Origin of the sequence: uncultured Tessaracoccus sp., assembly GCF_947255005.1 — a bacterium.
GTDB lineage: Bacteria > Actinomycetota > Actinomycetes > Propionibacteriales > Propionibacteriaceae > Arachnia.
Genome location: NZ_CAMYFI010000026.1, coordinates 21,741 through 32,640, shown reverse-complemented (window position 1 = coordinate 32,640; position 10,900 = coordinate 21,741). Strand labels below are relative to the sequence as shown.

Sequence of the window (10,900 nt, the reverse complement as noted above, 5' to 3'; positions counted from 1 at the left end):
CTACACCGGTGGCGAATCGTCGGCAGCGTCAGATGTGTATAAGAGACAGCATGGATGTCGTGGCGCATGTTGGGTTCGCTGCCTTCCACGCCAAGCTCATGCACCTTCGAGAGTGCCTGGGCCTCACCGGATTACAGCCGACGGCGACCGCTCAGCGCCCCTGGAACGCCGATGAGCGGCGTCTGGCGGCCGACCGCCCACCGCACTGGGGCTGACAAACACAAACGAGGCGCCACCCCGGTGGGGTAGCGCCTCGATGCAGCCGATCGACGCTCAGGCGCGCTGGGCCTTGAGGAGGTCGCGGATCTCGCCGAGCAGCGCCTCTTCGGCGGTGGGCTCAGCTTCCTCTTCGACGACGTCCTTCTCGAAACGCTTGCGGGCGAAGTTGTACGGCTTCACGATGCCGAAGTACACGACGAAGGCGAGGATGAGGAAGGACACGAGCGCAGTCAGGAACACACCGACGCTGATACCGCCGGGGGCGAAGCTCGAGAAATTGGGGGTGCCACCCAGCTTACCGAGCACGTCCATGAGGACCGCGGTGAACGACTCGACGACAGTGGCGAAGGCACCACCCATGATGAAGGCCACAGCAAGCTCAACGAGGTTGCCGCGCATGATGAATTCCTTGAATCCCTGCATTGTCACGCTTTCTGTATGCCGCCTGTTGGCGGGAATGATTCAGGGCGCGCGCAATCACCTGGAGGCGACGTTGGAGTGGGCACGCGCCCCACTAGCGCAACTACGATAGTTGATCCCTCCTAGGAAACTCAAATGCGCTTGTGCTATAGGCCTCCGATCACCACCGCGAGCTGCCCGCTCTGCCCGAGCGTGGCCACCGACGGCGCCAGCTCAGCCGTCACTTCCATGAGCACCATGCTCGAACCCTTCGTCGCCCCGATCGTCGAGGTGGGTGCGCTGGGTTGGGCGGCGACGCGCGCCCGGCCCAAAACTTCGGGCTGCTCGCCAAGCGCCACCACCAGCTCCACGGTGGTGCCTGGCACGAGTAGGTTGCGCAGGTCTTGATCTGGTACCGACACCGGTACCAGCGCATGCCCCTTTTGCACGCCCCCGCCCCGGAGTAGCAGACCCTTCGTGAGCACCTGGCCTGCTTCCAGCGCGACGGCGGTGTGTGCGCTGACGGCCTCGTCGGGCGAGCGCAGCATCTTCTCAGTGAGGAGTGAAGTGGGGACGCGCACCGTCGTGAGGTGCTCCGCCGAGAGCGCCTCACCGGCGGGCACGTCGGTAGCGAGCGCCACGACGGGCTCTCCATCGGACGGCGGTGCGCTGGCGATGGAGACGATGCCCGCGACGACGGCCGCTGCGCACAGCGCGGCGACCACGCGGCGATGCCAGTTGATGAATGAACCAAGTCGGCGAAGTAGTTGCATGCCTTTACTATTGGCAACTCGCCACCCGTCACGCCCGTTTTCCACAGGGCGAATTTGGTGGGTTTCAGGTGGTCTCGGCGGCGGAGTGCGGGGATGGACTGGCCGCAGATGGTTTCGACACGCCGCCTCTGGCGGCGGCTCAACCATCGGGGGGATGCGCGGGCTTCGCCCGTTACTCAGCCACCGAGGACGCTGGGTGCGGCTCAACCACCAGGGGCGGCCGCGCCCGGGGTCGCTCACCGAGTAGGCGACGGGCGCGTATCCCCCCCGGTCATCGGGTAGGCGACGGGCGCGTATCCCCCGGTCATCGAGTAGGCGACGTAGTCGCCGAATCGAGATGCCGCGAGAAAACTGCAAAACTCGACATTAGCGAATCGTCTCCCGCGGGAACCACGCGCGAGAGCTGTCGCTAGTGGCGAGTTTTGCAGTTTCCCAGTCGTACAGTTCGTCCACGCCGCTCAGAAAATGCGGGGCAGATGGTTTCGACTCGCCGCCTCTGGCGGCGGCTCAACCATCGGGGGGGCGTGGTTACGATACGCGGGCTTCGCCCGCTACTCAACCACCGGGAGGCTCGAGCTACTCAACCAACGAAGAGGGCGTTCAGCTGTCCGACGAGGCGGGGGCAGGCTTCGACTCCGCAGGCTTCGACTCGGCGGGCTTAGAATCCGCCGGCTTTGCCGCAGGCTGCTTGGAATCGGTCTTGTAGAAACCAGAGCCCTTGAAGACGACGCCGACGGCGCTGAATACTTTCCTCAGATTGCCCTTGCACTTGGGGCACTCGGTGAGTGCATCGTCGGTGAATTTCTGCTGCACCTCGAGATCGGCGTCGCAATCGTTGCAGTGATATTGGTACTTGGGCACTGGATCCTCCGGAGAAACAAACGGGCCCAGTGTACGCCCAGAAGTGCAATTCAGCGCACCCAAGTAATACCCGCTTCCGTCACCCACCCGTCGCACGGCACGTCGTGGGGTTCGCGCGGCAGTACCTCGCACACCTCCGCCTCGCGTGCCCACGCCAGCACGGCCCCAAACCCGCGGTGGGTGAGCGCCTGATCGTACCAACCGCCGCCTACCCCCAGCCTGTACCCCTCGCGATCCACCCCCAAACACGAGGTGACAACCACATCTGCATCCTCAAGGGACGCCGCCCCCAGGTGCGTGCCCGTCGGCTCCGGGATGCCGCGCCATGCCGGGCGCGTGGTATCCCAGCCCTCGAATCGCGCCCAGTCGGGCTTGCGACGAAGCACCGGCAACCGCACCTCCCAGCCGCGCGCCACGAGCGCCTCCACGAGCGTGACGGTGTCAGGCTCACCTGCGACACTCACGTACGTCGCACACACCCCGGGCTTAGCCGGAAGCCACGCGAGAAAGCGACGGAGCCGCTCGTGGTCTTCACGCCGCATGGTCTCCGGCGCACGTTCTCGACGCGCCCGCGCGCGTAGTGCAGCCTTATCGGAGGTCACCCAACTATCGTAGGGGGCATGGCTTGGTTTGGTCGTAAGCAGCAGGAACCCGTAGAAGTGGAAGAGGTCGAGGCACCGCGCCTGCCCGAACCGCCCGCGAGCAACGAGGCGGGCCTGCGCTCCATGCAAGACCACATTGACTACCTCCTCGGCCTCGTCGAGCCGCTGCGCCCCTTCGGCATGGGCCTGCTCGAAGCCTGGAACCAGGTGGTGTGTGAAGACATCACCTCACTCGTCGACGTGCCCCACCAGACCACCGCTCTCGTCGACGGGTATGCGGTGCGCGCCTCCGACCTCACCGACGACGACGGCAAGCGTGTCGAGACGATGATGCTCGCCGAAACCGAAGACGGCCGCCTCCCGCTTGGCGCGGTGCGTCACGTCGCAGCGGGCGACCCCGTGCCGCCAGGCGCCACGGCAGTTCTCCCGACGGTGTACGTCGCACTGGAAGGTGACTTGGCCAGGATCTTCGACACCGTGAGCGACGGTGAATACGTGCGCGTCGCGGGTGAACATCTCCATGCGGGAGAGCAACTCCTGAAAGAAGGCGACATCCTCGACGACCGCTCAGTTGGCCTGTTGGCCAGCGCCGGCATCGACAAGGTGTTCGTCCGTCCGCGCCCGCGCGTGGTGGTTGTTGGGTCGGGCGAGGGGCTCGTCGCGCCTGGTGCGCAGGCCTCGTCGGACAGTAACTTCGACGCCAACTCCTTCCTCATCGCCGCCGCGGCCCGCGCGGCAGGCGCCCAGGTGTTCCACACCGTCGTCGGCTCCAACGACCACGACGAGTTGCGCCACACGGTGACCGACCAGCTCATCCGCGCCGACCTCGTAATCTCCACCACGGGCGGGCGCCGGGAAGACTACGAGGCGATGGCCGAGGTGATGTCCGGCATCGGCCTGGTCGACTCCGCGAAGGTGGCCATGACTCCCGGCCGCACCCAGACCTTCGGCCTCATCGGGGACGACAACATCCCGATGATTATGCTGCCGGGCAACCCCGTGAGCGCCTACGTCTCGTTCCAGGCCTTTGGCTGGCCGCTCATCCGCAAGCTCGCCGGCGCCGACCCTCGTCGCCCCCTCGTGCGCGGCATCGCCGCCCACGGCATGCGCTCCACCGAGGGCCAAACGCACCTGCTGCGCGCGCGAGTTGCCAAGGAATCCGGCATCAACCGGGTCACGCCCGTATCGCGCCCGCATGCGCTCACCGAACTCGCGCAGACGAATGTCCTCGTGCTGCTCGACGAGCACACCGCCTCTGCAAATGCCGGTAGCAGCGTGCAGTATTGGCAGTTGGATGACCTCAACTGACCCTTGTCCACTGTATAATTTGCGCGACTCGCCCGCTGAGGTCACAGCCGAATCACGATTGTCCCTCTAGCGTGGCAGCATGCTTGCCGGACTCATCATTGCCACCCTGCTCGTGGTGGGTTTGGTATGCGCTGTTCCATGGATTTCAAGCCAGCGCCCCAACTCTGACGATATCGCCGAAGAGCCGACGGAGCGTTTCTCCCAGTCGCTGCGTATTTTCACTGGCGACGACGCCGACTATGGCGACCCGGCCGCGGTGTCGACGCCGCTCACCCGCGCCTCCGAACGGTACGGCCTGAAGATGGCCGCGCAGCAGGCGGCGCGCCGGCGCCTCACCGTCATGGCGGTGCTCTGCGCGGTGGCGATGTTGCTTGCCATGCTGGGCGGCTTCGGTGTCGTTGCCTGGTGGGCCTTCCTCATCCCGACTGTGCTGATGGTTGCGTTCATCGGCGTCGCGCGGTTCACCGTCGTGCAGATGCACCGACGGATGGACGCCCGCGCTGCGCGTATCGACGCCGGGTTCGGCGACGACGAGGTCACCGAGGTGATGGAGGACATCGAGGAGCGTGCCGAATCCACCGAGTTCTCTATCGATCTCACCGCCCCGTCCGAGCACGGCGTGTTCTGGGACCCGGTGCCCGTCACCTCACCTACCTACGTGCAGAAGCCGCTGATGCCGCGCACCGTGCGCACCATCGACCTCTCCGCGCCCGTCGTCACGAGCACTCCGCTGGTGCCCACGGCCGACGAGCCCGGGGCCCCCGTCGCGGAAGAATCGGCGGAGCTGCCCCGCGCCATGGGCGAGTAAACTCCCGAAGTGCAACGCCGGCCTAGAGTTCGTCCCATCCCCGTGGCGGTAGAATTCAACGGCTGGGGCTACAGATGAGCGAGCCTGCTCACATGATCATGGTTGATTGGGGAGCTGACCCTGTGCGTGCGAAGTGCTCTTGCGGATACGCCGGGGCGTACGCAGCATCCAAACGATGGCTACGAGAATGAACAGAATGCCATCAATGAGTGCCATGGTTACCGATGTGGGTAGCTCGGCTTGCCATGCAATTGCGAATCCAGCAATGGCGCTGAATACGGCAGTAATGATTGTTGCTGGGATAACGCTGCGGATGTCGCGGGTGATGAGTAGCGCTGTTGCTGCTGGGCAAATCATCAACGCTACGACGAGAATTGACCCGGCAACATTGAATGCGGTGACTACGGTCAAGGCGACGAGAGTCATGAACATGTTGTCGATACGCCGAACAGGCATGCCGATGGAGTGAGCATACTGGGGGTCGAAGATTGCGGTGCATAGCACTCGTCGGTATCGCGCTATGAAGGCAATGTTCAATACTGAGACGCCAATCAATGTCCACATGGCGCGCGGCCCAATGCTGACTCCGTCGATGAAGATGTGTTGCGAGCGTAGAGCCATCAGGTTGAGGTCACCAGCCAACACTGTTTCCGTGCAGATATGGGTGTTGGAATAGGTGGTCGACAGCAGAAGAACGCCGAGTGAAAACAAGGCAGGGAAAAGGACGCCTTGGTCTGCTTCTCCAATGAGCAGGCTGGCCCGACGTAGCCAGTTTGAACACCACACTATGGCAAGTCCCATGAGTGTGGCGAAGGCAATCATGAGCGGCGATTGAAGGGTTCCTGTGATCACCACTCCCATGACGATTCCTGGCAGCACCGCATGTGATATCGCATCTACCAACATGGATTGCTTTCGGAGCACAACGAAGACCCCAGGAAGCGAACATGCTACTGAGGTAACAACGGCGAGTAGGAACGCAGACGTTATGAAGCTCATCGTGGATCACCTGTGCCTCGAATCGCTACGCGTTGACTCTCCTCGTCGCTGGGTCTATCCGCAGCGCTGGGAATTGCAGCCTTGCGCCGGCGAGGAGAAACGAGTATCGCTACAACGAATACTCCAAACAGGAGTAGTACAACGATCGGGCCAGTGGGAACATTTCCAGCACTAATGGAGAGATACGTTCCCACACCTCCGGCCAGGGCACCAATAGCTCCTGACCCCAATGCCATGTGTGCCATGGAGCCGGCGAATTGGTGGCATATTGCTGCTGGAAGGATGGCAAAAGCGACCATGAGGATCATGCCGACACTTTTGATTCCTGCAACGATAGCAAGTGTCACGCATGTCATGAGAATGGGGTTGATGATAGATGGGCGTAACCCATACATGCGAGCTGCTATCGGGTCGAAGATGCAGATCTTGAATTCCTTCCATAACACCACCAGCACCATCAACACGACGACTGATAGCCACATTATTGCGTGCAGATCAGCGGCTCGGGTGGTTGCAGCGTTGCCAAAGATGTAATCCGAGAGCCCCGCCCGTCCTCTTAGCCGAGAGTGACTGATGATGTAAAGGAGGCATAAGCCTCCGCCGTAGAACAGAGCCAGGGACACCGCCATCGCTGTGTCCGCGCTGATAGGAGTGCGATCGCTGACCCACGAGGTAATCCACACCGATAGGAAGGCAGAGACGGCAGCGCCCAGGATTAAGACTGGAATAGAGCGCCCGTTGATCCCGAGCACGGCTTCTGCGACGATGAATGCGCAGGCGACGCCGAAGATTGCTGAATGACCCATCACGTCGGACATCAGTGACTGCCGACGCAGGTAGAGCAGCGAGCCAAATACCCCAGCTAGGAGTCCCGCGAGGACGACAGCGAAGAAAGTGGTCCGGTAGCCATACGTCGAGAAGAACTCCGTTATCGGTATGAAGTGCAGGTTACCCATCGCAGCCCTTCAGTATTTCGGGGGCAATCCCGTAAGCGTTGGCAAGATGCTCCGGTGAGAGCACATCGTCGATAGCCCCAGTTGCTTGGACCGAACCAGCGGAGAGCAGAGTGGCTTGGTCGCAAAACCCACTGATACTTGAGATGTCATGGTGCACGATCACGACCGTCTTGCCCTGCGTGGCCACGTCCTGGAGGACGCTCCGGATCACGGATTCGGAGGCGATGTCTACCCCTGCGAATGGTTCGTCCATTATCAGCAGATCACTTCCCTGAGCGAGTGTGCGTGCCACAAACACGCGCTGCTTCTGTCCGCCCGAAAGTGCTGATATATGTCTATCCGCGACGTCGGTCAGTCCCACGCGTTCCATCGCGGATGCGGCGGCCTGTCGCTCCGTGCGCCCCGGCCGTCGCACCCAACCTAATCGTGGATATGTCCCCATCAGGACTACGTCTTCGACCTTGATTGGGAAGTCCCAGTCAACGCTGGCTGTCTGTGGCATGTAGGCAACGCGCCTGCGTGCATGCTCTAAGGGCTTTCCAAAGAACGTGACAGTTCCTGTTGCGCCTGGGAGAAGACCGAGGGCCGCTTTCAGTAGCGTTGACTTTCCTGACCCGTTTGGTCCGATGATGGCATGAACTGACCCAGCCTCAACGTCGAGATTCGCATCGACTAATGCCATGGTTTGCTGATAACCCGCGCTCACGCCCCGCATTTTGAGAGGAGCATCCAAGACACTCACCTGCCTTTCGATGGCGCTGCGCGCCATACGCAAGCCTGTTGTGCGGCAGAGTGGAGCCCGCACGCACAACAGGCTTTGTATTCGTCCCGGTTCTGCGTTATCGAAGCGCCTCGCTAATTACTTCGATGTTCGACTTAAACGCTCCCAGGTAGGTATCCGTTGGGGCGGACTCTCCCAACGTGTCGGCGAATAGCTCTGTGTCCGCAACTTCGACGTCTCCTCCCTTGGCTCGCACGGACTCCTTCAAGTGCTGGATCGCCTCTGGGTTCTTGAGATTGTCTTGGAAAATGACCTTGACTTCGTGCTGGACAATCAACTCAGCGAGATCGTTCAGCTCAGCCGCTGAGATCTGAGATTCAGATGTGACAAGGTCCGTGGCGTGCACGTCGATCTTGTAGGTGGCGCCGAGGTAGTTGAACGCATCATGACCAGTGATAAGAATGCGCTTATGCTCCGGAATCTGGGCGAGTTTCTTCATCGCCTCTTCGTGAGCGTCCTGGATTTCGGACTTGTATTTCTTCGCATTGTCGGCGTAGGTGCTGGCGTTGTCCGGATCCATGTCGGAGAGTTTGTCTGCGATCGAATCCACGACGTACTTCCACAGTAACGGTGAGTTCCAGACGTGCGGGTCGTGCCCTTGCGTTCCGTCGTCGTTCTCCCACGGCAGCAGGTCTTTTTCTGGGATGGCCTCAGCCGCCGGTAGCGACTTATCACCGAGTGAATCAAAGTGCTCCATCATTCGGTGTTCCATGTCGTGACTCGTCCACACGACGAGATCAGCGCTGTCAACCTTCTGGATGTCAGCGGTCGTCAGCTCTTGCGTGTGTGGGTCGCCGCCAGGGGCGACGAGCGTCGTCACCTCAATACCTGGAGCGATGTTGTGAATGGCATCGGTCAGGTATCCAGTCGAGGAGACGACGTTGAGTCCATCCCCGTCACCGTTGCTGCCAGACGAACACCCCGCCAACGCTGCCGTCGCACATGCAGCAGCCACCAGCGCACCGACACAACGATTCATTCTCACGTTACTCTCCCAAACCTTCTACCGGGTCTCTCTTACGACGGACCGCCCGTCGCAAACTTAGGTTAGGCTTACCTAAATCTTGTGTCAAGGTTGGGTGTGCTGTCCGTTGGTTCGTATCGACGACGCAGCGCCGCCGTCGATACGAACCAACGCCATACACAAACAACTGGGGCGACAACACCGAAGTGTTGCCGCCCCAGCGGGTACGCTCTACGAGGGAGTTACGGGGCTTCGACGATCAGGTCGCGCACCAAGAGGTCGAGATCTGCATCCGCGTTCAGGAACTGGCGGATGGTCTTGCGCGTGGCGCCGAACTGCTCGAACTCCTCGACGCTCATGCCGTCCACTTCGTAGGCGCGCATGAATTCGGGGATGCCCTTCAGCGTCTCCATGATGTGCTCGGCCACGGGCTCGTCGATGCGCGAGACCGGTTTGTACCCGGAGTTGTTCACGCGCTTCGCCCACTTGAACGGGGGAGACACGACGAGCTCGCCGCCGATGAATTCGCTCCACTGCAGCACGTTGCGGTAGGCCGCGATGAGCAGGCGGGCGCGCAGGCCGCGCTCCTTCATGATCTTGTAAGCGTGCTTCGACGCGGCGATGCCTGCCCACTCGAGGTGGCCCGGGTCGAGGAAGCGTTGTTCCTTCTCGACGACGGTCTTCAGCCAGTCGTCGAGACGCCCGACCATGAGGGTGACGACCGGGCCCATCGTCGATACGTCGAGGCCTTCTTCCTCACGACGCTTCAGGCCGCGCTCGATGGCTTCCGCAGCGGCGATGACCTGGGGCACGGTGAATGAGACGGTGACGTTGATGTTGACGCCGCGGTAGGTGGCGTCCTCAATGGCCTCGATGCCCACCTTCGTGGCGGGAATCTTCACGATGATGTTCGGTGCGAGCTCCGAGAACTCGAAGGCCTGGTCGGACAGCGCCTTGGCGTTGCGGTGGAGGCGGGGGTCGGTCTGCACCGACAGGCGACCGTTCTTACCGTTCGACGCCTCGAAGGCCGGTTCCAGCAGTTTGGCGGCTTCGACGGACATGTCCCGGATAGCCTGCCAGCCGATCTCGCTCTCGCCCCACGTTGGGTTGTCCTGCGCGATCTGGCGGATGCGTGGGCCCCACACGTCCGGGTACTTCTTGATGGTGGTGTAGGCGATGACGGGGTTGCAGGTGGCTCCCACACCGCCCATGGCGATGGACTGGCTTAGCTCCTCGATGTCTGCGGAGTCGTTCCACTGCGCGGTTTGGGGAAATTCTTGTGCGGCGTCCCACAGTGGGCCGGGGATGTGCTCGTCGGTCATTGCTGTCCTCCTTGATGGCTCAGCCTAGAGCGTGTGTTCGTACCCACCATTCAACGCCCTTTCAGCAACTTTGTCAATACAAAGTCGACGATTACCTTCCGGCCACGGCTGATCTCAGGCAAACACCGTCTGGCTATAGGTGTAGCGGCTCGCCCGGTACACGTGGGTACCCACTTCGACGGGTTGTTGCTGCTCGTCGTAGGCGGTGCGCTGCATCGTGAGCAGCGCCGCGCCGGGCGGCTCGTCGAGTAGGCGCGCCTCGGTGTCGTCGGCGAGACGGGCGCCGATGTTCTGGGTGCCCAGCTTAATCTGTACGCCCCGTTCACGCAGGAGTTCGTAGAAGCCGTGTTCCACGAGTTCGGCGCGGGTGGGTGCGGTGGTCTCGGGCAGTACGTTTGTCATGAGGGCGAGGGGTTCCCCGTCGGTGAAGCGCAGGCGCTTGATGCGCACGACGGGGGTGCCGACGGCGAGTGACAGCATGGCTGCGGTGTCCTCGTCCGCGGGCTGGGCCAGCCATTCGAGGACCTCGGTGGTGACGCGATGGCCGTCGCGGGCAAGGTCGTCGTGGAGGCTCGTGAGTGCCATGGGGCGATGGATCTGCCGGGGTGCGACGGCGGTGCCGGCTCCGCGTCGACGCACAATCAAGCCGCGGTTCACGAGCGTCTCGAGTGCCCGCCTGGCCGTTGGCCGGGACACCTCAAGCCGGTGGGCCATCGAAACCTCGTCTTCGAGTTTCGTGCCTGGCTCGATAGCGCCCGACTGGATCAGACTGATCAGCGGGTCGGCGATCTGCTGGTGTAGGGGAGTGGGGCTGCTGCGATCAATCTCCACCTCGAGACTGAAGTGCTCTTTAGACATCGTCGGGCTTTCTTGTTGTGACTTATAGCATCGTAGGAGGATACAAAGTT

The 10,900-nt window shown here is 62.0% G+C and carries 13 protein-coding genes; 3 read left to right on the top strand and 10 right to left on the bottom strand.

All coding sequences use genetic code 11. From position 1 onward, the window contains the following. Positions 1 to 215: hypothetical protein (locus tag Q0X61_RS07275; protein ID WP_297741775.1), on the top strand; the 215-nt coding region annotated here is incomplete at its 5' end. A gap of 58 nt (positions 216 to 273) precedes the next feature. On the opposite strand, the gene mscL is transcribed toward Q0X61_RS07275, so the two are convergent. The 4 genes from mscL to Q0X61_RS07255 all read right to left on the bottom strand — a co-directional run bounded on the left by mscL (position 274) and on the right by Q0X61_RS07255 (position 2,854). Then, complete coding sequence (gene mscL / locus Q0X61_RS07270; RefSeq protein ID WP_297741780.1) at positions 274 to 642, bottom strand: large conductance mechanosensitive channel protein MscL; 369 nt, start codon at positions 640 to 642, stop codon at positions 274 to 276. 143 nt (positions 643 to 785) lie between these two features. Continuing rightward, positions 786 to 1,391 (bottom strand): SAF domain-containing protein, encoded by a 606-nt coding sequence (locus Q0X61_RS07265; RefSeq protein ID WP_297741773.1) that lies wholly within the window; start codon positions 1,389 to 1,391, stop codon positions 786 to 788. A 600-nt stretch (positions 1,392 to 1,991) separates the two neighbouring features. Next, positions 1,992 to 2,252, bottom strand: coding sequence for an FmdB family zinc ribbon protein (locus Q0X61_RS07260; protein ID WP_297741771.1), 261 nt, complete (start codon positions 2,250 to 2,252; stop codon positions 1,992 to 1,994). 50 nt (positions 2,253 to 2,302) lie between these two features. Then, the gene (locus Q0X61_RS07255) at positions 2,303 to 2,854 is read right to left on the bottom strand and encodes a 5-formyltetrahydrofolate cyclo-ligase (RefSeq protein ID WP_297741769.1); all 552 of its coding nucleotides are present in this window, start codon (positions 2,852 to 2,854) and stop codon (positions 2,303 to 2,305) included. 18 nt (positions 2,855 to 2,872) lie between these two features. On the opposite strand from Q0X61_RS07255, the gene glp reads away from it, so the two are divergent. Both glp and Q0X61_RS07245 read left to right on the top strand, forming a co-directional pair. Then, entirely contained in the window at positions 2,873 to 4,162 is a 1,290-nt protein-coding gene (glp, locus tag Q0X61_RS07250) for a gephyrin-like molybdotransferase Glp (RefSeq protein WP_297741768.1), read from the top strand. Positions 4,163 to 4,241: 79 nt separating this feature from the next. Beyond that, complete coding sequence (locus tag Q0X61_RS07245) at positions 4,242 to 4,970, top strand: hypothetical protein (RefSeq protein WP_297741766.1); 729 nt, start codon at positions 4,242 to 4,244, stop codon at positions 4,968 to 4,970. 96 nt (positions 4,971 to 5,066) lie between these two features. Here Q0X61_RS07245 and Q0X61_RS07240 read toward each other — a convergent pair whose 3' ends face one another. The 6 genes from Q0X61_RS07240 to Q0X61_RS07215 form a co-directional block, all read right to left on the bottom strand. Beyond that, positions 5,067 to 5,969, bottom strand: coding sequence for a metal ABC transporter permease (locus tag Q0X61_RS07240; protein ID WP_297741764.1), 903 nt, complete (start codon positions 5,967 to 5,969; stop codon positions 5,067 to 5,069). Next, on the bottom strand, positions 5,966 to 6,925 hold the full coding sequence (locus Q0X61_RS07235; protein WP_297741762.1) for a metal ABC transporter permease: 960 nt from the start codon (positions 6,923 to 6,925) through the stop codon (positions 5,966 to 5,968). The genes Q0X61_RS07240 and Q0X61_RS07235 overlap by 4 nt, the downstream gene beginning before the upstream one ends. Continuing rightward, on the bottom strand, positions 6,918 to 7,607 hold the full coding sequence (locus Q0X61_RS07230) for a metal ABC transporter ATP-binding protein (RefSeq protein ID WP_297741760.1): 690 nt from the start codon (positions 7,605 to 7,607) through the stop codon (positions 6,918 to 6,920). The genes Q0X61_RS07235 and Q0X61_RS07230 overlap by 8 nt, the downstream gene beginning before the upstream one ends. 157 nt (positions 7,608 to 7,764) lie before the next feature. Then, positions 7,765 to 8,685, bottom strand: a complete 921-nt coding sequence (locus tag Q0X61_RS07225) for a metal ABC transporter solute-binding protein, Zn/Mn family (protein WP_297741778.1) — start codon at positions 8,683 to 8,685, stop codon at positions 7,765 to 7,767. Positions 8,686 to 8,912: 227 nt separating this feature from the next. After that, positions 8,913 to 9,992 (bottom strand): transaldolase family protein, encoded by a 1,080-nt coding sequence (locus Q0X61_RS07220; RefSeq protein WP_297741758.1) that lies wholly within the window; start codon positions 9,990 to 9,992, stop codon positions 8,913 to 8,915. Between the two features lie 114 nt (positions 9,993 to 10,106). Beyond that, a complete protein-coding gene (locus Q0X61_RS07215) occupies positions 10,107 to 10,850 on the bottom strand; it encodes a GntR family transcriptional regulator (protein ID WP_297741755.1) in 744 nt (247 codons plus the stop codon). Between the last annotated feature and the right edge of the window lie 50 nt (positions 10,851 to 10,900).